Source organism: Streptomyces sp. NPDC004126 (assembly GCF_050275515.1).
In the GTDB taxonomy this organism is placed as follows: Bacteria; Actinomycetota; Actinomycetes; order Streptomycetales; family Streptomycetaceae; genus Streptomyces.
Window position 1 is genome coordinate 151392 of the sequence record NZ_JBNNPF010000012.1, and the last position, 23362, is coordinate 174753.

Below are 23362 nucleotides of genomic sequence, written 5' to 3' on the forward strand. Positions count from 1 at the left end.
CTTCGCTCGACCTTCGACCTCCCCCTTCTCCACCATAGAGCAATTCGAATATCCGTGCGAAACACTTGTTCGATCATCCATTCGGGCCTCCCCTGCTGCGCCGGACCCCCGGCGCGCCGAGCGTGGGCACCATGACCCACCCCACCGAGAGCAGCGGTTTCCTCGCCGAGATCAAGGACGCCGTGACCGCCCGGGCAGCCCTGCTGGTCTTGGGGGTGCTGGCCCTCCAGCTGGCGTTCATCACCTCCTACATCGGGGCCTTCCACCACCCGAAGCCCAGCGAGATCCCGATCGCGGTGGCCGCCCCCGCCGAGGCCCTCGCCGCGCGGACGGCGAAGGCGCTCGACGACCTGCCCGGCGGGCCGCTCGACCCGCGCGCGGTCGAGGACGAGGCGGCGGCGCTCGCGCAGATCCGGAACCGCGACGTGGACGGCGCCCTGGTCGTCGACCCGGCCGGAACCACCGACCGGCTGCTGGTCGCGAGCGGCGCCGGGGCCTCGCTCTCCCAGGCCCTGGAGCAGATCGTCGGCCTGGCCGAGAAGGCGCAGGGCCGCACGGTCCGGGTCGTCGACGTGGCCCCCGCCGACCGGGGCGACAGCCGCGGTCTGAGCTCCTTCTACCTGGTGGTCGGCTGGTGCGTGGGCGGCTACCTGTGCGCCGCGATCCTCGCGATCAGCGCCGGCGCCCGGCCCGCCAACATGCACCGCGCGGTCATCCGGCTCGGCGCGCTGCTCCTGTACTCGATCGCCGCCGGGCTCCTCGGAGCGGTCATCGCCGGCCCGGTGCTGGGTGCGCTGCCCGGCCCGCTCATGGCCCTGTGGGGGCTGGGCACCCTGGTGGTCTTCGCCGTCGGCGCGCTCACCCTGGCCCTCCAGGGGGTCGCCGGCGTGGTCGGCATCGGCCTGGCCATCCTGGTGGTCGTGGTGTTCGGCAACCCGAGTGCCGGCGGCGCCTACCCGTACCCGCTGCTGCCGCCGTTCTGGCGGGCGATCGGCCCGGCCCTGCCGCCGGGCGCCGGTACGTACGCCGCGCGCTCCATCGCGTACTTCAAGGGCAACGGCGCGGGCGGGCCCATGCTGGTGCTGGCCGCCTGGGCGGTGGCCGGCTCCGTGATCACCCTGGCCTGCGGCGTCATGCGCCGCGGCCGCCCCGGAGCCGCGGTGGGCAGCGGCCTCCCCGACGACGCCCCGTCCGTCCCCCGCTTCACCGGGACGTGACCACCACCCCGGCGGCCGGGAACCACCGCCCACCGCGCACCCGCCGGCGGTGGTGACCCGCGCGGCTGCTCAGGCCCGGTGGACGACCTCGCCCGCCACCACCACCGTCTCGGCCACCGTGCCGGGGATGGACTCCGGGGCGATCCGCAGGATGTCGCGGGACAGCACCACGAAGTCGGCGGCCTTGCCGACCGTGAGCGAACCCCGCTCCCCCTCCAGGAAGTTGGCGTGGGCGGAGCCCATCGTGTAGCCGTGGACCGCCGTCTCCACGTCCACCGTCTCCTCCGGCCGCCAGGGTTCGCCGCCGCCCAGGGGACGGCGGGTGACCGCGGTGTAGATGCCGATCATCGGGTCCATCTCGGCGACGTTCCAGTCGCTGGAGAAGGCCAGCACCGCCCCCGCCCCGTGCAGGCTCCGCATCGGCCAGGCCTTGTGCCAGCGCTCCTCGCCCACGTTCTCGGCCCAGTCCTGGCCCGGACCGGCGATCTCGGGCGCGCAGTGCCTCGGCTGCATGCAGGCGACCACGCCCAGCTCCGCGAAGCGGGGCACGTCCTCGGGGTCGAGGCATTCCACGTGGACGACCTGGTGGCGGGCGTCGCGCGGGCCGTTCACCGCCCGGGCGTGCGCGACGGCGTCGAGGACGGTGCGGATGCCCCGGTCGCCGGTGGCGTGCACGAAGCACTGGAAGCCCTTCGCGTCCAGCTTCGCCAGCAGCTCCGCGAACTCCTCCGCCGGGTAGAAGGTCTCGCCGCGGTGGTGCCCGCAGCCGGTGTACGGCTCCAGCAGGGCGGCCGTACGGGGTTCCACGACGTCGTCGATGTACAGCTTGAGCGGGCCGACCCGCAGCCGGTCGTCCGCGAAGCGGCGGGCCGCGTCGGCGAACTCGTCGAGGTCGGCGTCGCCGGTGCCGCGCGGGTGGAACAGCGCCGCGACGATCCGGGAGCGCAGCCGCCCCTCGGCCCGGGCCCGTTCGAAGAGTTCGAGGTCGTCGAGGGAGTTCTGCGGCTCGACCACCGTGGTGATGCCGAAGCCGATGGCGTCGTCGAGGCTCTTGGCGAGCCGCCCGTACTGCCGGTCCGGCGACGCCCACGGCACGCCGAGCTCGCGCAGCGCCCGGTGGCCCGCGCGGGAGAGCCCCTTGACGGCGAAGTCGGTGACGAAGCCGGTGGGCTCACCGGTCTCCGGGTCGGTCGCGGCCGTGCCGAAGGGCAGGTCGGTGCGGTCGCGGCCGACGCCGAGGCGGCGCAGGGCGGCCGTGTTCAGCCAGGCGGTGTGGACGTCGTACGAGAGCACGATCGCCGGTACGTCCCCGGTGACCGGGTCGAGGTCGGCGGCGCACGGCATCCGGCCGCCCGGGATGGCGGAGTAGTCGAAGGCCTCGGCCTCGATCCACTCGGCGCCCGGGTGCTCGGCCCGCCAGGCCCGGATCCGCTCGTGGATGCCCTCCAGGGTGCGCACCCCGGCGAGCTGGACGCAGGCGTCGTCGGAGCCGAGCCGGACGTGGTTGTGGGCGTCGATGAACCCGGGCAGGACCAGCTTCCCGGCGGCGTCGATCCGCTCCGTGTCCGGCCCGGCCCAGGCGGCTGCCTCGCGGTCGGGGCCGACCCACACGATGCGGCCGTCGCGCACGGCGAGGGCCTCGGCCTCGGGCAGGTCCGGGTCCACGGTGTGGATGCGGGCTCCGGTGAGCAGCAGGTCGGCGGGGTGGTTCGCGGTCACGGGTGGTGCTCCTGTCGCGGGGGTGGGAGGGGTCAGGCCGCGGCCGGGACGGCGGCGGGGGTCCGGCGGTACAGGGCCGCGTAGGCGAGGCCGGAGACGACCGAGCCGAGGAGGGTGAGGTCGGCTCCGCCCAGCGGTGCCACGAGCGGGCCGGTCCACAGCTCGGAGTCGCAGGTCAGGGCGGCGAAGACGATGCCGGCGAGGAGGGCGGCCAGGCCGGCCGGGTGGTAGCCGGAGCGGTACCAGTAGGCGCTGTCGGGGCCGGTGGTGTGCAGGGCGTGGCCGTCGTAGCGGCAGCGGCGCAGCAGCATGTCGGCGAGGAAGACCCCGCCCCAGGGCGCGAAGACGATGATCAGGAGCGAGAGGAAGGAGGTCAGCGCGCTGGTGAAGTCGGTGAGGAAGAGCGCGGCGAGGGAGCCGGCTCCGGTGATGGCGGCGCTGACGACGATGGCCTTGGCGCGGGTCCACGGGATGCCGAGGACCTGGAGGTTCAGGCTGGACGAGTAGAGGGTGATGATCGAGTTGGTGACGGAGCCGCCCAGGACGAGGGCCAGGAACAGCGGCTGGAACCAGCCGGGCAGCAGGCTCTCGGTGCCGGCGACGGCGTCGGTCATGTCGGTCCGCGTCGCGGCGGCGACGCCCGCGACGCCGAGGGCGACGGAGGAGAGGAAGCCGCCGAGGGCCCCGTACCAGGTGATCGACTTCAGCGAGGTGGTGCGGGGCAGGTAGCGGGTGTAGTCGGCGGGCATCGGGAGGTACGAGAAGGGGGCCGCCAGCATGATCACGAACGCCAGGCTCCAGCCGGAGGCGCCGGGCACGGTGGTCGCGGGGGCGGCCGTGTCGGCGCCGGGGAGCAGGAAGGCGAGCAGGGCGGCGAAGCCGGCGGCGAGGACGTAGGCCATCCAGCGTTCGGCGAACTGGACGGTGGCGTGGCCCCACATGGCCACGACGAAGGTCAGGGCGAGGGTGACGAAGAGGGCGGCGGCCCGGGCGGGGGTGCCGTGGAGCAGGCCCAGGTCCTCCAGGAAGACCTCCAGGGCGAGGGTGCCGACGACGGTGTTGAGGATGGTGTAGCCGATGCCGACGAGCCAGTTGAGGACTCCGGCGGGGAGGTTGCCCCGGACGCCGAAGGCGGCGCGGGAGATGACCAGGGTGGCGGTGCCGGTGCGGATGCCGGACAGTCCGGCGGCGCTGATGGCGAAGAAGGCCAGTCCGCTGATCACGACCACGGCGGTGGCCTGCCAGAAGGTGAGGCCGAAGGCGACGGCCAGGGCCCCGTTGATCACGTAGGTGAAGGTCAGGTTGGAGCCGAACCAGAGCCAGAAGAGGTCACGGGCGCTGCCGTGCCGTTCGGCGTCCGGGATCGGATCGATGCCGCGCGTCTCGACTCTGAAGATCTCGTCACTCATCGTGCACGCACCTTGATCTTGAATGGCGTTCTAAGTTCTTGAATGGCATTCAAGATGAGGGGTGCGTCCGACCCCCGTCAAGACCCTGTCCGGGATAAGGTCGGTCCACGAAGATCGGGAGGCGGCAGCGGTGGCAGGAGCGGCACGGCGGCGCGACGGGCAGATCGCCCAGGAGCGGATGCTGGAAGAGGCCATGACGGCGATCGCCGAGGACGGGCTCGCCGCACTGACCATGTCCAAGCTCGCCGACCGCCTCGGCACCAGCGGCGGCCACATCCTGTACTACTACGGCAGCAAGGACCGGCTGCTGCTGGAGGCGCTGCGCTGGAGCGAGGAACAGCTCGCGGCCGAACGCGCGGCCCTGCTGCGCCGCCGGGTCACGGCCGCCCGCAAGCTGGAGCTCTTCCTGGAGCTGTACCTGCCCCGGGGCCCCCGCGACCCGCGCTGGACCCTGTGGATCGAGCTGTGGGCCCGTACGCCGTCCAACGAGGACCTGCGCACCGCCCAGGAGGAGATCGACGCGGGCTGGCACGCGGACCTGGGGGCGCTGCTGGCCAAGGGCGTGGAGCAGGGCCGGTTCGCGCCGACCGACACGGCCGCCCGGGCCTCGGAGCTGCTCGCCCTTCTCGACGGGCTGAGCACCCGGGTGGTGCTGGGCCAGCGGGACGCGGACCGGGCGCGGGCCCTGGAGCGGGCGCGCTCGGCGGCGGCCCTGCTGGTCGAGCACCGCTGAGCCCCCGGACGGGGTCCGGGGGCACGGTGTGCCGCGGGGCGGCCGGGGTGTCCGGGGCGGCTACGCGCCGTAGTAGGCGCGGCGCATCAGCTGCTCCATGTCCTCGATCATCGGCATCCGCGGGTTCGCGGGGGCGCACTGGTCGGCGTACGCGTTCACGGCCTGGACGGGGAGGGCCTCGATGAACGCCCGCTCGTCCACGCCCTGTTCCGCGAAGGAGGCGGGGATCCCGCACTCGGCGCGCAGTTCCTCGACCGCCCGGGCGTAGGACTCCACGCCCTCGGCCGGGGTGGCCGCCGGCAGGCCGAGCGTCCTGGCGATCTCCTGGTAGCGCTCCGGCGCCCGGTAGACCTCGGCCTTCGGCCAGGGGGTGGCCTTGTGGGTGACCGTGCCGTTGTGGCGGATCACGTGCGGCAGCAGGATCGCGTTGGTGCGTCCGTGGGCCACGTGGAAGGTGTTGCCCAGGGTGTGGGCCATGGCGTGCACCAGGCCCAGGAAGGCGTTGGCGAAGGCCATGCCCGCCACCGTGGAGGCGTTGTGCATCTTCTCGCGGGCCTCGGGGTCGCCCGGCCCGTCGGCCACGCACCGCGCGAGGTTGCCGAAGACCAGCCTGATCGCCTGGAGGCACAGCCCGTCGGTGTAGTCGTTGGCGTACGCGGACACGTAGGCCTCGGTGGCGTGGGTGAGGGCGTCGAAGCCGGAGTCGGCCGTCACGTCCGGGGGCAGGTTCATCGGCAGGACCGGGTCGACGATGGCCACGTGCGGGGTCAGCGCGTAGTCGGCGAGCGGGTACTTCCGGGCCGCGGCCGGGTCGGAGATGACGGCGAACGGGGTGACCTCGGAGCCGGTGCCGGACGTCGTCGGAACGGCGACGAGCTTCGCCTTCTCTCCGAGCGAGGGGAAGGTGTAGGCGCGCTTGCGGATGTCGAAGAACTTCTCCTTCGTGTCCCCGAACTCCACCTCGGGGCGCTCGTACATCAGCCACATGATCTTCGCGGCGTCCATCGGGGAGCCGCCGCCGAGGGCGATGATCGTGTCGGGCCGGAAGTCGCGCATCAGCGCGGCGCCCGCCCGTACGGTCGACAGCTCCGGGTTGGGCTCGACGTCGTCGATGACCTGGACCGTGACGCCGCCCGGGCGCGCCTGGAGGATGTCGGTGACCTTCCGCACGTGTCCGAGGGCGACCATGGTCTTGTCGGTGACGATCGAGACCCGGCCGATGCCCTCCATCTCGCCGAGGTAGCGGATGGCGCCGCGCTCGAAGTAGATCTTCGGCGGGACCTTGAACCACTGCATGTTGGTGTTGCGCCGTCCGATCCGCTTGATGTTGACCAGGTTGACCGCGGTGACGTTGCCGGAGACCGAGTTGTGTCCGTACGAGCCGCAGCCGAGGGTGAGCGAGGGGAGGAAGGCGTTGTAGACGTCGCCGATGCCGCCGAAGGTGGACGGCGAGTTGGCGATGACCCTGATCGCCTTGACCCGCTTGCCGAACTCCTCGACCAGCCCCTCGTCCTCGGCGTGTACGGCGGCGCTGTGGCCCAGTCCGTGGAACTCGACCATCGCGGCGGCCAGTTCGATGCCGTGCTCGGTGTCGGCGGCCTTCAGCGCGGCGAGGATCGGGGAGAGCTTCTCGCGGGTCAGCGGCTCGCGCTCGCCGACCTCGGCACACTCGGCGAGCAGGATCGAGGTGCCCTCGGGGACGGTGAAGCCGGCCTGTCCGGCGATCCAGCCCGCGGACTTGCCGACGACCGCCGCGTTCAGCTTCGCGCCGGAGCAGTTCGCGGCGCGGGCCGTCGTACCGAAGACGTACTCCTCCAGCTTGGTCTTCTCGGCGGCGGTCAGCACGTGCGCGCCGAGCCTCTCGAACTCGGCCATGCCCTGCTCGTAGATCTCGGCGTCGAGGATGACGGCCTGTTCGGAGGCGCAGATCATGCCGTTGTCGAAGGCCTTGGAGAGCACGATGTCGTGGACCGCGCGGCCCAGCTTGGCGCTCTTGTGGACGTACGCGGGGACGTTGCCCGCGCCGACGCCCAGGGCCGGCTTCCCGCAGGAGTAGGCGGCCTTGACCATGGCGTTGCCGCCGGTGGCGAGGATGGTGGAGACGTCCGGGTGGTTCATCAGGGCGGCGGTGGCCTCCATGGAGGGCTCGGCGACCCACTGGACGCAGTTCTCCGGGGCGCCCGCGGCGACGGCGGCGTCGCGCACGGTCCGTGCGGCCTCGGCGGAGCAGTTCTGCGCGGAGGGGTGGAAGGCGAAGACGATCGGGTTGCGCGTCTTCAGGGCGATCAGGGCCTTGAAGACGGTGGTGGAGGTGGGGTTGGTGACCGGGGTCATCGCGCAGACGACACCGACGGGTTCGGCGATCTCGGTGATGCCGTTCAGCTCGTCGCGGCGGACGACGCCGGCGGTCTTCAGCCCGCGCATCGAGTTCACGACGTGCTCGCAGGCGAAGAGGTTCTTCACCGCCTTGTCCTCGAAGAGGCCCCGGCCGGTCTCCTCCACGGCGAGCCGGGCGAGTTCGCCGTGCCGGCCCAGGGCCGCCAGCGACGCCTTCCTGACGATGTGGTCCACCTGCTCCTGATCGAGCGACTCGAACCGGCGGAGCGCCTCCAGCGCCCCTTCGACCAGCGCGTCCACCATCTCGTCGGCCTGCATGGCGGGAACTCCTTCGATGGGAAATCCTGATGGCTCAATTCGACACCCAAAAGCGGAAGCAACCTTGCCGAAAAGGGCCTTTCCGGGTAGGCCGAAAGCCCCTCGCCACCCGCACCGGGCCTCGCGATCACGCCACTGAGCTGCGGAAACACCGGAGGACGAAATACCCGTGTGCGCTTGTGAAAACTTTCACAAGAATTTCCCTCCCTGTGCGCCCTACCGCGCTCCCCCACCGGGGAGCACAATCGGCCTGACTGCCCGAGCCTGACGTGAGGGAGGGAGCGCGTGCGCAAAGAGGTGCGCACCGCGGACGGCCGCGTTCTGACGGCGGAGCGGTGGGGCGACCCGGACGGCAGGCCCGTCTTCCTGCTCCACGGGATGCCCGGCAGCAGGCTCGGCCCGGCCCCCCGCGGCATGGTCCTCTACCAGCGGCGGACACAGCTCATCGCCTACGACCGGCCCGGCTACGGCGGCTCCGGACGCCACCCGGGCCGCTCCGTCGCCGACGTGGCCCACGACGTGGCCGCCGTCGCCGACGCCTTCGGGCTGGACACCTTCGCCGTGGCCGGCCGCTCGGGCGGCGCCCCCGGCGCCCTGGCCTGCGCCGCCCTGCTGCCGGAGCGGGTGACGCGGACCGCGGCCCTGGTGCCCCTCGCGCCCCGGGACGCGGAGGACCTGGACTGGTTCGCCGGTATGGCCGCCTCGAACGTACGGGAGTACACCACCGCCACCGACGACCCGGACGAGCTCGCGGCCCGGCTCATCCCGCGCGCCGCCGGCATCGCCCGGGACCCCGGCCGGCTCCTGGACGAGCTGCGCCGGGAGCTGACCGCGAGCGACCGCATGATCGTCTCGGACGCGGGCCTGCGGTCGATGCTGCTGCGCAACTACCGCGAGGGCGTGCGCACTTCGGCCTACGGCTGGATCGACGACATCCTCGCCTTCAGCAGCCCCTGGGGCTTCGACCCCGCCGACATCCGCTGCCCCGTACTGATCTGGCACGGGGAGCTCGACGTCTTCTCCCCCGTGGGCCACGCGCGCTGGCTGGGCCGCCGCATCCCCGGCGCCACCACCGCCATCGACCCGGCCGCCGCCCACTTCGCGGCCCTGCGCGCACTGCCCGACGTCCTCGCCTGGCTGCTCCGCGAACCCCTGGGGGAACAGCAGCCGGCGTAGCCCCTCGGGGCCCGCGCGTCCCACGGGAAACGGATCCGCCGTCGCAGTCGGACGAGGAATCCGGAGCAGTAGACTGAAAGGGGTAAGCCGCGCAGGGCCGGCACCGCAGCGAAGCGTCCGGCCCCGCCCTCACCCTCGCGGAAGCGAGAGCCGGGAAGGCACCCCAATGACCTTGCACATCAGCCCCCTTGGCATGGGCATCCTCGTCGTCGGCCTCGTCGTGGGCTACACCGTCCACCACCACACGAAGCGCTCCTCCGGCCCGGCCGGGAAGGGCGACGTCGTAGGCGCCATCGCCGCCGCCACCATGGTGGTCACCGCCCTCGTGCTCCTGTTCGGCGGGGGCAGTCAGCAGCAGGCGTCCGGCCCGGAGGCCCCCCTGGGCACCACTCAGTCCTCCAGCCGGACCTGACCTGCGGTGATGCCGTCCGGGGCGGACGGCCGGGAAACCGGATCCGACGCCTCGGCGAACGGCCGGACGCGGGCGCTCGATAAATGCGTCACGCTTTCTATAGAACGCTTGACCAGGCGTCATGCCTCGGTTGCCAATGGGGTGTGGCCGAGTAAAGTCCACGCTTGACAGCAGCGATGCGCTGATGTCAATCCCTCCCATTTCACATGGCCTCCCCGAGGACGGTGTCGTGAACACTTCCGCAACCCCCCCGACCAGCACGGTCAAGAACCGCCGTGTCCCGCTCGCGAAGATCGACGTCCGCAGCGCTTCCGCGGCCGCCGTCCTCGAACGCGTACTTCCGTCGGAATCCGGTCGTCGCGTTCAGGCACCGATCTTCAACTCCGCGCTCTGACGATCAGTTATGCGCTCTAGACTGGTGGAATGACCCGCACGATCGCTTTCCGCGAGATCGTCCTGAAGGTTCACAGCAGATGCGATCTCGCTTGTGATCATTGCTATGTCTACGAACACGCAGATCAGAGCTGGCGAGCCCGGCCGAAAGTGATCTCCCCCAAGGTCATTTCCCAGACCGCGTCGCGGCTCGCCGAACATGCCCGTGACCATGCACTCCCCTCCGTCACGGTGATCCTCCACGGAGGGGAACCCCTGCTGGCCGGTCCCGACCGGCTGCGCCTCGTGTGCGAGGAGTTCACCCGCGCACTCGCCGGAACCGCCGAGCTCGACCTGAGGATCCACACCAACGGGCTCCAGCTCAGCCGCCGTTACCTGGACCTCTTCGCCGAGTACGGCGTCCGGGTCGGCGTCTCCCTCGACGGGGACCGCGCGGCCAACGACCGCCACCGCCGCTTCGCCGACGGCCGCTCCAGCCACCCGCTGGTCCTGGCCGCCCTGGAACTGCTGCGCTCCGCGCCCTACCGGCACCTCTACCAGGGCCTGTTGTGCACCGTGGACGTGGCCAACGACCCGGTCGCCGTGCTGGACGCACTGGTCGCCCTGGAGCCGCCGCGGGTGGACTTCCTGCTCCCCCACGCCACCTGGGAGACCCCGCCGGAGCGCCCCGACGGCGCGCCCGACGCCTACGCGCGCTGGCTGCTGCGCGTCTTCGACCGCTGGGAGCAGCTGGAACGGCCGGTGCCCGTCCGGCTCTTCGAGTCCCTGCTGTCCACGCTGCGCGGCGGACCCAGCCTGACGGAGTCCCTGGGGCTGGCCCCGACCGACCTGGTCGTGGTGGAGACGGACGGCACGCTGGAGCAGGTCGACTCCCTCAAGAGCGCCTTCGAGGGGGCCGCCGCCACCGGCTTCGACGTCTTCCGCCACGCCTTCGACGAGGTCGCCGCGCACCCCGGGGTGCGCGCCCGGCAGCTCGGGCTCGCCGGCGTCAGCGGCACGTGCCGCCGCTGCCCTGTCGTACGTTCGTGCGGCGGCGGCCTGTACACGCACCGCTACCGGGAGGACAACGGCTTCGACAACCCCTCCGTGTACTGCTCCGACCTGCGCGAGCTGGTGGACGGGGTCGAGGGGCGCACCGCCGCCCGGCAGACCGCCCCCGAGCTGGCCGACCCGGCCGGACTGGCCCGGTCCCAGGAGGAGCTGACCCGGATCCTGCTGGCCCGGCTGCACGGGGACCTCGCGGGGGACCCCGCCTGGGCGCGGGCCTGGGAGCTGCTGGCCGGGGTGGAGGGGGCCGGGGAGGCGGGTGCGGACGCGCTGGACGCCGTACTGGCCCACCCGTTCACCCGCACCTGGGTGCTGGAGGCCCTGGACGCCGTGCGGGAGGGGCGCCCGGACGGCCCGGCCGCGGCCCGCCGGCTCGCCGCGCTGACGGCCGCCGCCGTGCTGCGGGGCGGGCTGGAACTGCCGGCCGAGGTGGCCTACCGGGACGGGGAGGTGTACCTGCCGACGCTGGGGCTGCTGCGGCTCGGAGAGCCCGGCACCCGGGGCCGCGCCCTGCTGCACGCCACCGGCGAGGGGTACGCGGTCGTCCGCGCGGGCCGCACCGAGCACCGCTTCGGCCCGTCGGCGGGGGACGCGCGCTGGCTGCCGGTACGGACCTGGTCGCCCGGGACCGGGGAGCCCGCGGTTGCGCTGGAGGACCTGGACCCGTACCGGAACTGCTTCGCCCGCCCGCCCCGGCTGCGGCTCGGCGCCGGGGAGGCCGAGGAGTGGCGGGGCCGGCTCGACGCGGCCCGGGCACTGCTGCTGCGCACCGTCCCCGGCTTCGCGCGGGCGGCCGTCGCCGGGCTGGGCACCCTCACCCCGCTCGCCGGCGGCCCGCGGGCCGGGGGCTGGGGCGAGGCCGGGCGGCACGGGCCGGCCGCGCTCGGGGTGCCGTACGCGGCCGGGGTGCGGGAGACCGCGCTGGCCCTGCTGACCGGGCGGCGGCGGGCCCGGCTGCGGGAGCTGACCGAGGTGGCCGACCTCTACGCGCTGGACGGGGCCTGGCAGCACCCCTCGCCCTGGCGGACCCGCCCGGTGCCGGTGTCGCGGCTGCTGGCCGACGTGCACGAGCGGGTCGCGGTGGAGGCGTACCGCCGGGCGACGGGCACGCAGGAGCCGGGCGGCTCGGACCGGATCCACCGCGCGCTGGACCGGCTGGCGGAGGCGGCGGAACTGACGGTCAGCGGCAAGCGGCTGGTGGAGGAGCTGCGCTGGGAACTGAAGGCGGTCGACGCGTGACCGCCCCGCCCGGCCCGGCCGCCGGCCCACCCGCCCCGCCCGCCCCGCCCGGCCGCTACCGGCTCGCCGCCCAGCTGCGGCTGCTCGGCGTGCGCCCCGGGCAGCGGCTGCTGGTGCACGCCGCCCTCGGCGGGACCGGCCTGCGCGCCGGGACGCTGCGCGACGCCCTGCTCGGGGTCCTCGGCCCCCGGGGCACGCTGGTCGTCCCGGCCTTCACGGCGGAGAACTCCCTCACTTCCACGGCCCACCTGGCCCGCGTCGCCGGTCTCGACGAGGCCGGGGCGGCGGCCTTCCGGGCGCGGATGGAGCCCTTCGACCCGGACCGCACCCCGAGCCAGGGCGTGGGCGTCTTCGCCGAGGTGGTCCGCACCACCCCGGGCGCCGCCCGCAGCGGCCACCCGCAGACCTCGTTCGCCGCGCTCGGCGCGGACGCGCGCCGGCTGTGCGCGGGGCACCGCACCGAAAGCCACCTGGGTGAGGATTCCCCGCTGGGAAAGCTGTGCTGGGAGGGAGGACAGGTACTCATGATCAATGTGGGATTTTCGGCCTGTACCGCTTTCCATCTCGCGGAGTATCGAATTCCGAAGCCCCCCTTGCGGATGTACGACTGCGTGGTGAAGGTGAACCTTCGGGGCGGGCACGAGGGGCGGGGAGGGCGCTCCGACGCGGGTGAGTGGACGACGTACGAGGACGTCGCGCTGGACGACGGGGATTTCGAGGAGATCGGCCGGGCGTTCCCGGATTCCCTGGTGCGCGGGGGGCGGGTGGGAGGGGCGTCCGCGGTGTTCTTCTCGATTCCGCACGCCGTGGACCACGCTCAGGCCTGGATGACCGAAAACAGACGCTGATTGACTGAACGATGAGGGGATGTGGCGAAGCAGCTCCGGAATGATGTTTCTTCGCTCGCAGCTTCGGGACGGGGGTCGTGTGCCCGCATCAGTGCAGCCGTATTTTTTCCTCAGTTATGCGCATACACCGAGGTTCGGGCCGGGAGGACCCGATCCCGACATGTGGGTGGAGCGCCTCTTCCGTGACCTGTGCAGCCACATCATGGCGCTCACGGACCTGCCCGCCGGGTCCGAGGCCGGCTTCATGGACCGGGAGATACGCAGCGGCGAGGGCTGGTCGGAACGGCTCGGGGCGGCGCTCGCCACCTGCCGGGTCTTCGTCCCCCTGTTCTCGCCGCGCTACTTCGCCAGTGAGATGTGCGGGAAGGAGTGGTTCGCCTTCGCGCAGCGCACCATCCAGCACGGTGCGGTCAGCAACCAGCCGGCCGCCGAGGCCATCGTCCCCGCCCTGTGGGTGCCGGTACCACCCTCCCAACTGCCCGGCCCCGCCGAGCGGTTGCAGTTCAACCACAACACCTTCGGCGAGCGCTACGTCACCGACGGGCTGTACGGCCTGATCAAGCTGCGCGGGTACGCCGAGCAGTACGAGCAGGCCGTGTACGAACTGGCCCGGCGGATCGTCCGGGTGGCCGAGACCGTGCGGCTGCACCCGGTGCGCCCGCTGGACTACCGGGTGGTGCCGAGCGCGTTCGGGCACAGCGGCGGCCAGGGCCCCGTCCCTGGCGGCAGCCCCTCGCGCACCCTCCACGTGACCGTGGCGGCCGCCTCCCGGCACGACCTGCCGGACGGGCGCAGCCCCGAGTACTACGGGGAGAGCGCGCTCGACTGGAACCCGTACCACCCGACCTCGCAGCGGCCCGTCGCCTACGTCGCCGAGGACCTGGTCCGCAACCTCAACTACCAGACCACGATGTCCTCCTTCGACGACGAGGCCGGCCACTTCGACAGCAAGCAGCCGCCCACCCGCCCCGAGATCCTGATCGTCGACCGCTGGGCGGTGGAGGACGAGCAGCGGCGCCAGCGGCTGGCCGCCTTCGACCAGGAGCACCGCCCGTGGATCAACGTGGTCGTGCCGTGGAACCGGTACGACCACCAGAGCCGGGCCAAGGAGGCGGAGCTCGCGCGCCGGCTGGAGGAGACCCTGCCGGTCAAGATGAGCCAGGGCCGGGCCGCCTGCCGGGCCGCGGCCAACGGCGTGGCCAGCATGGAGACCCTCGGCCAGATCCTGCCGCAGGTGGTCGAGGCGGCCGCGCAGCAGTACCTCAGACACGCGCAGGTCTACCTGCCGGCCGGGAACACCTCCACCGGACGTCCGCGGCTGCTGGGCCCGATGGGGATGGGCGGGCCGCCTCCGTTACCACCGCCGGCCCCCTTCCCGCCCGCACGGCGGCACGACGGCGCCGGCGGCCCGGACGGCGAGACCGACGAGCACGGCGAAGACACCGACACAGACCCGGGGGGACGCGGATGACAGCCAGTCGTGACAGCCGAGACGGACGCATCGTCACCTTCTACTCGTACAAGGGCGGTACCGGCCGCACCATGGCCCTCGCCAACACCGCCTGGATCCTCGCCGCCAACGGCAAGCGGGTCCTCGCCGTGGACTGGGACCTGGAGGCCCCGGGCCTGCACCGCTTCTTCCACCCCTTCCTGGACCCCTCCACCCTGGGGGCCACCACCGGCGTCATCGACCTGATCAGCGAGTACGCCTGGGCCGCCACCAGCCCCGTGCAGCGCGCCGCCGACTGGCACAAGGAGTACGCGCGGATCCAGCCGCACGCCGTCTCCCTCACCCCCGAGACCCTCGGCTGGGAGTTCCCGGACGGCGGCACCCTCGACTTCGTCTCGGCGGGCCGGCAGAACCGCGAGTACTCGGCGACCGTGTCCACCTTCGACTGGGACAACTTCTACGACCGGCTCGGCGGCGGCCTCTTCTTCGACGCCCTGCGCGCCGACATGAAGGCCAACTACGACTACGTCCTGATCGACAGCCGTACCGGCCTGTCCGACATCGCCGACATCTGCACCGTCCACCTCCCCGACGTCCTGGTGGACTGCTTCACCCTGTCCGACCAGTCCATCGACGGCGCCGCCTCGGTGGCCCGGCAGATCGACGAGCGGTTCAACGACCGCGGCATCAAGATCTACCCGGTGCCCATGCGCATCGACGAGGGCGAGAAGGAGAAGGCCGACGCCGGCCGCGCCCTGGCCCGCCTGAAGTTCGACCGCTTCCCCAACGGCCTCGTCGGGGACGAGCTGACCTCCTACTGGGGCGCGGTGGAGATCCCGTACCGCCCCTACTACGCCTACGAGGAGACGCTGGCCACCTTCGGCGACGAGGCCGGGCTGACCAACTCCCTGCTCTCCGCCTTCGAACGGCTCACCACGGTGGTCACCGGCGGCGAGATCACCTCCATGCCGGTCATCGGCGAGGAGGTGCGGCTGCGGATCCGCGACGCCTTCACCCGGCGCCGCCCGGCGCTGCCCGCCGACCTGTTCCTCTCCTACGTCGCCGAGAACCGGATGTGGGCCGACTGGATCGAGTCGGTGCTCACCCGGGCCGGGTTCCGGGTGGTCCCCAAGGACGTGTCCGCCGAGCGCGCGCCCGACGCGGCCGCCGGCGACACCCTGGGCGGGGCGGGGCTCGGCGTGGACACCGCCGCCCGGACCGTGGTGCTGCTCTCCAGCGCCTACCTCAAGTCGGCCCGGGCCGTGGACGTGTGGAACCGGGCCGCCGCCGAGGACCCGACCGGGGGCCGGCGCCACCTGATACCGCTGCGGGTGGGCGACGTACGCCTGGCCACGCCCTACATCGACCGGAACCCGGTGGACCTGTTCCGGCTCGACGAGGTGCACGCGACGGCCGCCCTGCTGCGCGCGGTGGAGCGGCCGATGGCGCTGCCGGACACCGTGGCCAGCTCCTCGCAGCCCGGCCCCCGCTTCCCCGGCACGGTCCCGAAGATCTGGAACGCGCCGCCCCGCAACCCCGGCTTCACCGGCCGCTCCATCGTGCTGGAGCGGATGCGCGACCAGCTCGGCGGCGGCATGGCCGTGGTGCTGCCCCAGCCGCAGACCCTGTACGGGCTCGGCGGCGTGGGCAAGACCCAGGTGGCGCTGGAGTACGTGCACCGTTTCATGGCCGACTACGACCTGGTGTGGTGGATCTCCTCGGAGCACACCGACGCCGTGCGCGCCTCCCTCGCGGAACTGGCCGTACGGCTGGGCGCGCAGACCGGCGAGGACGTGGAGGCCGCCTCCAAGGAGGCGATCGACCTGCTGCGGCGCGGGGTGCCGACCTCGCGCTGGCTGCTGGTGTTCGACAACGCCGACGACCCCGAGATGCTGAAGCGGTACATCCCGCCGGGCGGCCCGGGGCACGTGCTGGTCACCTCGCGGAACCAGTCCTGGTCGCAGTACGGGGACGCACTGCCGGTGGACGTGTTCCTGCGCGAGGAGTCCATCGAGCACCTCCAGCGCCGGGCGCCGGGGCTGAGCAAGGAGGACGCCGAGCAGGTGGCCGTGGCGGTGGGCGACCTGCCGCTGGCCGTCGAACAGGCGGGGGCCTGGATCGCGGAGAGCGCGATGCCGGTGTCGGTGTACCTGGACCAGCTCGCCCAGCAGACGGCGCGGGTGCTGAGCCTGGACCGGCCGGAGCGCTACCCGAAGCCGGTGGCGGCGACCTGGAACGTGTCGATCGAGCGGCTCCAGTCCCGCTCCCCCGCCGCCGTGCGGCTGCTCCAGCTGTGCGCGTTCTTCGCGCCGGAGCCGATCTCGGCGAACCTCCTCTACAGCAAGGAGATGATCGACGCGCTCAAGCCGTACGACCCCTCGCTCCAGGAGAAGCTGGTGCTGGGCCAAGTGATCCGGGAGATCAGCCGGTTCGCGATGGCCAAGGTCGACCAGGTCGGCAACAGCATCCAGGTGCACCGGCTGGTCCAGGCGGTGATCCGGGCGCAGTTGTCGGAGGAGGAGCAGCGCGAGGCGCGGCACGCGGTGCACCGGATCCTGGCGGGGGCCCGCCCGGACGACGACGAGCCGATCGACAACCCGGAGACCTGGCCGAGGTTCAACACCATCTGGCCGCACCTGAACCCGTCCGAGGCCCGGTTCTGCTCCGAGCCGGAGACCCGCCGGCTGCTGATCGACCGGGTCCGCTACCTGTGGAAGCGCGGTGACTTCAAGGCGGCGTACGCGCTGGGCGAGGAGCTGCGCGAGGCCTGGCGGGAGATGCTGGGCAGCGACGACCTCCAGTACCTGTACCTGCGGTTCCACCTGTCGAACATCCTGCGCTCCCGGGGCCGGTTCGTGGAGGCGAAGGAGCTGGACGAGGTGACGCTGGAGCGGCAGCGGGCCGCGCTGGGGGCCTCGCACCCGCACACGTACATGACCACCAGCGGTCTGGCGATGGACCTGGGCGCGCTGGGGCAGTACGGGAAGGCGATGGAGCTGGCGACGGCCGCGTACGAGGGCTTCGGGCAGATCTTCCACGAGGCGCACCCGCGCACCCTGGCGGCGGCGAACAACCTGGCGCTGAACCTGCGGATGGTCGGCCAGTACGCGCGGGCCCGGGAGATCGACCAGGAGGTCTTCGACCGGCGCACCGAGGTGCTGGGCCCGGAGCACCCGTACACCCTGTCCTCGGCGCAGAACCTGGCCCGGGACCTGCGCGAGGTGGGCCGGTACGACGATTCCGTGCAGCTGCTGAGCCGGACGTACGAGATCTACAAGCGGCAGCTGGGCCGGGCGTTCCCGGGCACGCTGTCGGCGGCGAAGAACCTGGCGGTGTCGCTGCGGCGGGCCGGGGAGCTGGAGAACGCGCTGCGGCTGACGACGGCGACGCGCAACCGGTACCGGGCCAAGTACACCTCGGTCAATCCCGACCTGCTGGCCTGTGAGCTGAACCTGGCCTCGGACCTGTTCGCGACGGGTGATCCGGGCGGGGCCCGGGACCTGGCGCAGGAGGTGGTGGACGAGTACATGAAGGTGCCGGGCGAGAAGCACCCGTACACCCTGGCGGCGGTCAACAACCTGGCGGTCTTCCACTGGGGCACGGGCGCGGCGGAGACGGCGGAGCCGCTGCTGCGGCAGACGATCCGCAGCATGCGCGAGGTGCTGGGCGACAACCACCCGCACACGATCTTCGCTCACCTGAACCTGGCCAACGCGCGGGCCGATCTGGGTGACCCGGAGGGGGCGCTGGAGCTGGAGCGGATCGCGGTGGGGCGGCTGCGCGAGGCGCTGGGGGCGCACCATCCGGAGACCCTGGCGAGCTCGTCGAACATGGCCGTCAGCCTGGACATGATGGGCCGCAAGGAGGAGGCGGCGCGGGTGCGGGCGGAGGCGGTGGCCGAGCTGACGCGGCTGCTCGGGGAGGACCACGGTCTGACCCGGTACGCCCGTGACGAGCGGAGGGTCCACCGGGACCTGGAGCCGCTCGCGGTGTGATCCGACGGCGGGCGGCGGGGCTTCGCGGCCCCGCCGCCCGGGAGCGAGCGCAGGGGGCGCCGTGACCGACAGCATGACCTTTCGCAACGAGGACCTGCCGGTCCTCTTCCACCACACCGATCAGGCGGCGGTCTCCCGGCAGCGGGAGTCGACGCGGGCCACGCGCGTGCAGCTGCTGCTGCTGGTCGCGGCCGCGGGGGCCGCGGCCCTGCCGGCCGGGCCCGCGGCCGGCGGGCTGCACGTGTTCGCGGCGGTGAGCGCTCTGGCGTACGCGGGGGTGCTGGCCGCGGGCGTACGGGCGAGCAGCCGGCGGGCCCGTCCGCAGTGGCAGCTCAACCGCAGCGCGGCCGAGTTCATCAAGTCCCTGGCGTGGCGGTACGCCGTGCACGGGGCGCCGTTCGGGTCCGAGGTCGCCGGGCCGGAGGGGGTGTACCGGGAGCGGCTGGAGAAGGGGCTGGACGAGCTGCGCAAGATGGGCTGGGAGGATCCGCGGGCGGCGGGGCTGGTGCCGGAGGGCGGTGAGATCACCGGGGCGATGCAGCGGCTGCGCGGGCTGGACTACCAGGTGCGCAGGGAGACGTACGTACGGGACCGGCTGATCGAGCAGCGCAACTGGTACCGGCGCAGGACGGAGGGGTCGCGGCGGGCGACGGCGGTGTGGTCGTGGGCGATCGTGCTGCTGACCTGTCTGGCGCTGCTGCTGGCGGTGCTGGGCGCCTTCGGCTCGGGGGCGGGGGCGGGGCCGGCGGGGCTGCTGAGCGCGGCCGCGGCGGCGGGGATCGCCTGGAACGAGGTGCGCCGCCGCCATCCGCTGATCGAGGCGCACACGCTGATCGAGCAGGACCTGGCGGCGATGATGGTGGTGATGCAGACGACCATCACGGAGACGCAGTGGCCGTCCGCCGTGTACGAGACGGAGCGGTACGTGTCGCCGCAGCACACCGACTGGCTGGCCCGGCACAGCAGTTGAGGCCGGGCTCCGGGGCGTGGCTCAGGCTCGGGCCACGCCCTCGCGCCAGATGACGGTGACGGGTTTGCCGAGGGCGCGGGCGTAGGCGACGATCTCGCCGGTGCCGCCGTGCCCGCGCGCGGGGAGGCCGTCCCAGACGGCGACGAGCCGGTCGCAGCAGTCGGCGATGTAGGTGCCGGCGGCGTAGTAGGCCTCGTCGGTGGAGCGGGCGAAGTCCAGCCGGACCTCCTGGGCGGCGCGGCGCCTCAGCCTGCGGTAGCCGGCGAGGGCGTCGGGGTCCTCGAAGGTGTCCTCGTAGTCCTCGCTGGGGATCACGACGGTGAGGTCGGCGCCGTGTTCCAGGGCGATGTCCGCGAAGAGCTGGTCGGCTCCGTCGGCGAGGCTGGAGAGGGCCTCCAGTGGGCCGGGGTGGCCGGTGAGCACGGCCCGCAGTCCCTCCTGCACGTGGCCGAGCACCTCATCGGGAATCGACCGGTGGCCGGTCACTCCGATGCGCTTCATACGAGCTCCTCCCCCGTGGGCGCCCAGGACATCCTGGACATCCTCCCAGAAGGAGGGAGGACGTCCAGGGGGCCTGCGGCGGGTGGGGTGGAGGTCAGTAGACGCTGACGCCGTAGGCGTTCAGGGCCTCCACGACGGGCTGGAAGAAGGTGGTGCCGCCCGAGGAGCAGTTGCCGCTGCCGCCGGAGGTGAGGCCGACGGCGCGGCTGCCGGAGTAGAGTGGGCCGCCGCTGTCGCCGGGTTCGGCGCAGACGTTGGTCCTGATCATCCCGTAGACGATGTCGCCGCCGCCGTAGTTGACGGTGGCGTTGAGGCCGGTCACCGAGCCGCTGTGGATGCCGGTGGTGGAGCCGCGCCGGGTGACGGACATGCCGGTGGTGGCGTTGACGGCGCTGGTGATGTCCTGGCTGCCGACGGTGCCGGGCGGGACCGGGCTGTTGCTGGCGTACTTGATGAGCCCGTAGTCGTTGGTGGGGAAGCTGGAGCCGGCGGTGCTGCCGACGACGGTGGTGTGGGAGGAGTTGGTCCACCAGGTGCCTGCGCCCTCGGTGCAGTGGCCGGCGGTCAGGACGTAGTAGTTGCCGCCGCTGCGGACGTTGAAGCCGAGCGAGCAGCGCCAGCTGCTGGCGTAGATGGCGTCGCCGCCGGAGAGCAGCTTGGTCAGCTTGCCGGGGGTGCGTTCGATGCGGAGCGCGGCGGCGTCGGGGCCGGCCTCGCGCCGGATTCTGGCGATGTCGGCGGCCGTGACGGTGGAGTCGGCGGTGACCACGAGGGTGCCGGTGGCGGGGTCGGTGTGCCATGCGGTGCCGGCGACGTCGGCGCGCAGGACGGAGGCCCCGGCGGCGGCGAGGCGGGCGGCGCTGAAGCCGTTGCCGTTGTCGTCGGCGCTGGCGGCGGTGGGGGCCGCGAGGGCCGCCGTCGCGGCCAGGCCGGCGGCCAGGGCGAGCAGGCGGAGGCGGGTGCTGCTGTTGGTCCTCACTTCACGTCCTCCCGGATGGGGGTCGGGGGCCCGGCTGGGGTGGGGGTGCCGGAGCCCGTGAGCGGCGGTGGGGGGACACTGCGGGTGCGCGGCCGGGAAGCCACACTCTCGACGTGGCCCTGACAAGTCCGCCGGGTGACGCTGAACGGGAGTGTCCTGGCGTCAGTTACCGGCTGCAAGGGCGCCTTTCAGCCGCCGCTCCCCGGCGGCGACCTCGAAGGGCAGGGTGTTCCCGGGGGGCGGGAACGGGCAGATGAAGTGGTCGGCGAAGGCGCAGGGCGGGAGTTGGGCCCGGTTGAGGTCGACCGTGATGGAGCCCTCCGGGCCGGGCGTGCCGGGGTGCAGGAAGCGGAAGCGGTAGCTGGAGCCGCCGCTGGTGGCGTCCGCGAAGACGGCCCAGAGGCTGCCGTCGCCCTCGTCCACGGCCACCTGGAGGGTGTGCGGGACGCCTTCGCGGGCGAAGGTCAGCTCGCCGCCGAGGCCGAGGCCGCGGGCGCGCCCGTCGGCGTTGCCGACCTGGACGGTCCGGTGCTCGGGATACGGGCGGAAGTGCCCCGGCAGCACGAGGGCGGGGTCGTACGGGCCGGCCTCGATCCCGGCGAAGGCGCGCCGGGCCGGGGCGGCGGGGTCGTAGACGCGGACCGCCCACTGCCCCTCGCGCCGGATCACCACGAGCCGTACGTCCCCGGCCGCGAGCCGGGACTGCGCGGGCCGGCCCTCGTCCGCGGCGAGGGCGGCCTCCCCTATGAAGGGCCGCCCGTCGAGCTCGACGCCGTCCTCGGCGCGGGCCCTCAGCAGGACCCCGCCGCCGTGGACGCGCCAGTGCCCCGGAACGGCCGGAAGTCGACCTTCCGGGTAGTCGGCGAGCCAGAAGGTGCCCGTCAGGGCGAGGGGTCCGTACGGGGCGGACACGGTGGCCGTCCGGTGCTCGTGCCACTCCCGCCAGGCCTTGGTCTCTGCGTCGTCGCTCATGCCGCTCAGCCCTTCCCCCGCGGGCCGGGCGGGAACCTTCCGGTAACCCGTCCGGACCTGGGGAAGAGTGACGGCCCTTCAGCGGCGGGCGGGTCAGCTGCAGCCGCAGTCGCAGCCGCCGTCACAGCAGCAGCCGTCGCAGTCGCAGCAGTTGCAGCAGTCGGAGCAGTTGGAGCAGCTGTCGCAGCACTCGCAGGCGTCGCACCAGGGGTCGCGCTTCTGCCGGGACCAGGGGCCCTCGTGCTCCGCGCAGCAGAGCTGGCAGGTGCAGAAGAGGCCGATGGCCACCGCGCAGCCGGCCAGCAGCCCCCGGCGCGGCCGCTGCGGCGGGAGCCCGCCGAAACCGCCACCGCCACCGCCACCGCCCGGGCCCATCGGCGGCGGCGCGCCGGGCCCGCTGGGGGCGTACGGGTTCGCCTGGCCGCCGCCGTACGGGCCGCCCTGGCCGTACCCGGCCGGGTACCCCTGCGGGGGCTGGCCGTACCCCGGCTGCCCGTACCCCTGCGGGGGCTGGCCGTAGCCCTGGCCAGCCGAGTTCGTCGCGGCGTGCCCGCACGAGGAGGTGCCGAACGCCCGGTCCACGGAGGTGCGCAGCTCGTGCACCAGCAGCCGGTGGGCGAGCCCCGCGTCGGCGAACTCCGCCTCGCGCAGGGCCAGCCGTATGCCGTGCAGCGCGTCGTCGCACAGCCGGCGGGCCTCGGCGAGCGAGGTACCGGTGGCGGTGAGCGGGTTCCAGGCGCCCGTCCGCGCGTCGGCGGCCTGGTCCTCGACGGCGTCCAGCAGGTGCGCGAGCCGCCCGAAGTACCGGCCGGCCTCCGCCAGGGCCGGGCCGTTGCCTGGCCGTCCCGCCAGGACCGCGGTATGCGCGAAGGCGGCCGCGGTCGCGGTCTCCGTCGGCTCGGTGACCACCAGCACGGAGGTACCGGACCCGGCCAGGGACTCGATGCCGCCCTGGCGGTCCACGGCGTCCACGAGCACCGCCGTGTCGAAGCCGAGCGAGGCGCCGGTGCGGGCACCGGCCCGGTCCCAGCCCCGGGCCACCTTGCGCGCGGCGGCGGCGATCGGCGCGCGGGCCAACAGGCCGTCCCGGTCGGCCACGTGGTCCCGTACCTTCGCCGAGGCCAGCACGAGCGAGACGGCGGCGGCGAGCCGGGCGCCCTCGCCGTTGGCGACCGGCGCGGTGCGCATGCCGCGCAGCGGGCAGGGCCCGGCCGTGCGCCGGGCGCCGGGCAGCGGACCGGCCTGAGCCTCCGTCAGGACGGAGACGAGCAGCCCGTCGTAGTTGGTGACGATCCGGGCGAACTGCCCGTGGTCGCCGCGAAGTGCCAGGCAGAGGCCGCACAGATGGGCCATCCACTCCGTTTTGAAGCGCTCGCCCAGCCGGTGCGCGCAAGGTCTGACGATGCCGAACAACCGCTTCCCCCGTGTGTCATACGCAAGATTCCGGGGCATCGTATCCAGCCGGGCCGATCACTCGTACGCCCCAGTGCCTCACCCGGACGGCGGCAGCGGTCGTATTTTCACTCAGTCAGCAGCGGTAGCGTCCGGGAAGCTCGTCCGTGCAACGGATGTTCTGCACCAGTCCCGTCACGAAACATCTGCGCGGCGGCTATCCACTTGGCGCGTTGTCAGCATCATGGACGACCA

At 73.0% G+C, this 23362-nt stretch carries 17 protein-coding genes; 10 read left to right on the forward strand and 7 right to left on the reverse strand.

Annotation, left to right across the window (positions count from 1 at the left end):
• Positions 1-131: 131 nt before the first annotated feature.
• Entirely contained in the window at positions 132-1217 is a 1086-nt protein-coding gene (locus tag ACQKM2_RS14545) for a DUF3533 domain-containing protein (RefSeq protein ID WP_427709623.1), read from the forward strand.
• Positions 1218-1286: 69 nt separating this feature from the next.
• Here the strand turns inward: ACQKM2_RS14545 and ACQKM2_RS14550 are convergent, their stop codons facing one another.
• Complete coding sequence (locus ACQKM2_RS14550; RefSeq protein ID WP_427709624.1) at positions 1287-2936, reverse strand: amidohydrolase; 1650 nt, start codon at positions 2934-2936, stop codon at positions 1287-1289.
• Positions 2937-2968: 32 nt separating this feature from the next.
• Positions 2969-4345: a purine-cytosine permease family protein gene (locus tag ACQKM2_RS14555; protein ID WP_427709626.1), complete on the reverse strand. Its 1377-nt coding sequence runs from the start codon at positions 4343-4345 to the stop codon at positions 2969-2971.
• Positions 4346-4475: 130 nt separating this feature from the next.
• Between ACQKM2_RS14555 and ACQKM2_RS14560 the strand changes: the two genes are divergently transcribed.
• A complete protein-coding gene (locus ACQKM2_RS14560) occupies positions 4476-5078 on the forward strand; it encodes a TetR family transcriptional regulator C-terminal domain-containing protein (protein ID WP_427709628.1) in 603 nt (200 codons plus the stop codon).
• 60 nt (positions 5079-5138) lie between these two features.
• Here the strand turns inward: ACQKM2_RS14560 and adhE are convergent, their stop codons facing one another.
• On the reverse strand, positions 5139-7733 hold the full coding sequence (gene adhE, locus ACQKM2_RS14565; RefSeq protein ID WP_427709630.1) for a bifunctional acetaldehyde-CoA/alcohol dehydrogenase: 2595 nt from the start codon (positions 7731-7733) through the stop codon (positions 5139-5141).
• A 285-nt stretch (positions 7734-8018) separates the two neighbouring features.
• On the opposite strand from adhE, the gene ACQKM2_RS14570 reads away from it, so the two are divergent.
• From ACQKM2_RS14570 to ACQKM2_RS14605, 8 genes are all read left to right on the forward strand, one after another.
• Complete coding sequence (locus ACQKM2_RS14570) at positions 8019-8909, forward strand: alpha/beta fold hydrolase (RefSeq protein WP_427709632.1); 891 nt, start codon at positions 8019-8021, stop codon at positions 8907-8909.
• Positions 8910-9075: 166 nt separating this feature from the next.
• Entirely contained in the window at positions 9076-9321 is a 246-nt protein-coding gene (locus ACQKM2_RS14575) for a hypothetical protein (protein ID WP_427709634.1), read from the forward strand.
• 229 nt (positions 9322-9550) lie between these two features.
• Positions 9551-9715 (forward strand): FxSxx-COOH cyclophane-containing RiPP peptide, encoded by a 165-nt coding sequence (fxsA, locus tag ACQKM2_RS14580; protein WP_427709636.1) that lies wholly within the window; start codon positions 9551-9553, stop codon positions 9713-9715.
• 29 nt (positions 9716-9744) lie between these two features.
• Entirely contained in the window at positions 9745-12000 is a 2256-nt protein-coding gene (fxsBH, locus tag ACQKM2_RS14585) for a radical SAM/SPASM protein FxsBH, inactivated beta-hydroxylase extension form (protein WP_427709638.1), read from the forward strand.
• On the forward strand, positions 11997-12848 hold the full coding sequence (locus tag ACQKM2_RS14590) for an aminoglycoside N(3)-acetyltransferase (protein WP_427709640.1): 852 nt from the start codon (positions 11997-11999) through the stop codon (positions 12846-12848). Before fxsBH ends, ACQKM2_RS14590 begins: the two co-directional genes overlap by 4 nt.
• 43 nt (positions 12849-12891) lie before the next feature.
• A complete protein-coding gene (locus ACQKM2_RS14595; RefSeq protein WP_427709666.1) occupies positions 12892-14319 on the forward strand; it encodes a TIR-like protein FxsC in 1428 nt (475 codons plus the stop codon).
• Positions 14316-18293, forward strand: a complete 3978-nt coding sequence (fxsT, locus tag ACQKM2_RS14600; RefSeq protein ID WP_427709642.1) for an FxSxx-COOH system tetratricopeptide repeat protein — start codon at positions 14316-14318, stop codon at positions 18291-18293. The genes ACQKM2_RS14595 and fxsT overlap by 4 nt, the downstream gene beginning before the upstream one ends.
• A 73-nt stretch (positions 18294-18366) precedes the next feature.
• Complete coding sequence (locus tag ACQKM2_RS14605; protein ID WP_427709667.1) at positions 18367-19263, forward strand: DUF4231 domain-containing protein; 897 nt, start codon at positions 18367-18369, stop codon at positions 19261-19263.
• Positions 19264-19284: 21 nt separating this feature from the next.
• On the opposite strand, the gene ACQKM2_RS14610 is transcribed toward ACQKM2_RS14605, so the two are convergent.
• The 4 genes from ACQKM2_RS14610 to ACQKM2_RS14625 all read right to left on the reverse strand — a co-directional run bounded on the left by ACQKM2_RS14610 (position 19285) and on the right by ACQKM2_RS14625 (position 23128).
• Complete coding sequence (locus ACQKM2_RS14610; protein WP_427709643.1) at positions 19285-19764, reverse strand: hypothetical protein; 480 nt, start codon at positions 19762-19764, stop codon at positions 19285-19287.
• Between the two features lie 94 nt (positions 19765-19858).
• Complete coding sequence (locus ACQKM2_RS14615; protein ID WP_427709645.1) at positions 19859-20743, reverse strand: S1 family peptidase; 885 nt, start codon at positions 20741-20743, stop codon at positions 19859-19861.
• A gap of 162 nt (positions 20744-20905) precedes the next feature.
• Complete coding sequence (locus ACQKM2_RS14620) at positions 20906-21715, reverse strand: DUF1684 domain-containing protein (RefSeq protein ID WP_427709646.1); 810 nt, start codon at positions 21713-21715, stop codon at positions 20906-20908.
• 93 nt (positions 21716-21808) lie between these two features.
• The gene (locus ACQKM2_RS14625) at positions 21809-23128 is read right to left on the reverse strand and encodes a DUF5685 family protein (RefSeq protein WP_427709648.1); all 1320 of its coding nucleotides are present in this window, start codon (positions 23126-23128) and stop codon (positions 21809-21811) included.
• Between the last annotated feature and the right edge of the window lie 234 nt (positions 23129-23362).

Bases quoted from the DNA above. Each gene is read 5' to 3' on its own strand.
- ACQKM2_RS14545 (WP_427709623.1), top strand. From the start codon at position 132: ATGACCCACCCCACCGAGAGCAGCGGTTTCCTCGCCGAGATCAAGGAC.
- ACQKM2_RS14555 (WP_427709626.1), bottom strand. From the start codon at position 4,345: ATGAGTGACGAGATCTTCAGAGTCGAGACGCGCGGCATCGATCCGATC.
- adhE (WP_427709630.1), bottom strand. From the start codon at position 7,733: ATGCAGGCCGACGAGATGGTGGACGCGCTGGTCGAAGGGGCGCTGGAG.
- ACQKM2_RS14575 (WP_427709634.1), top strand. From the start codon at position 9,076: ATGACCTTGCACATCAGCCCCCTTGGCATGGGCATCCTCGTCGTCGGC.
- fxsBH (WP_427709638.1), top strand. From the start codon at position 9,745: ATGACCCGCACGATCGCTTTCCGCGAGATCGTCCTGAAGGTTCACAGC.
- ACQKM2_RS14595 (WP_427709666.1), top strand. From the start codon at position 12,892: ATGTTTCTTCGCTCGCAGCTTCGGGACGGGGGTCGTGTGCCCGCATCA.
- fxsT (WP_427709642.1), top strand. From the start codon at position 14,316: ATGACAGCCAGTCGTGACAGCCGAGACGGACGCATCGTCACCTTCTAC.
- ACQKM2_RS14605 (WP_427709667.1), top strand. From the start codon at position 18,367: ATGACCTTTCGCAACGAGGACCTGCCGGTCCTCTTCCACCACACCGAT.
- ACQKM2_RS14610 (WP_427709643.1), bottom strand. From the start codon at position 19,764: ATGAAGCGCATCGGAGTGACCGGCCACCGGTCGATTCCCGATGAGGTG.
- ACQKM2_RS14620 (WP_427709646.1), bottom strand. From the start codon at position 21,715: ATGAGCGACGACGCAGAGACCAAGGCCTGGCGGGAGTGGCACGAGCAC.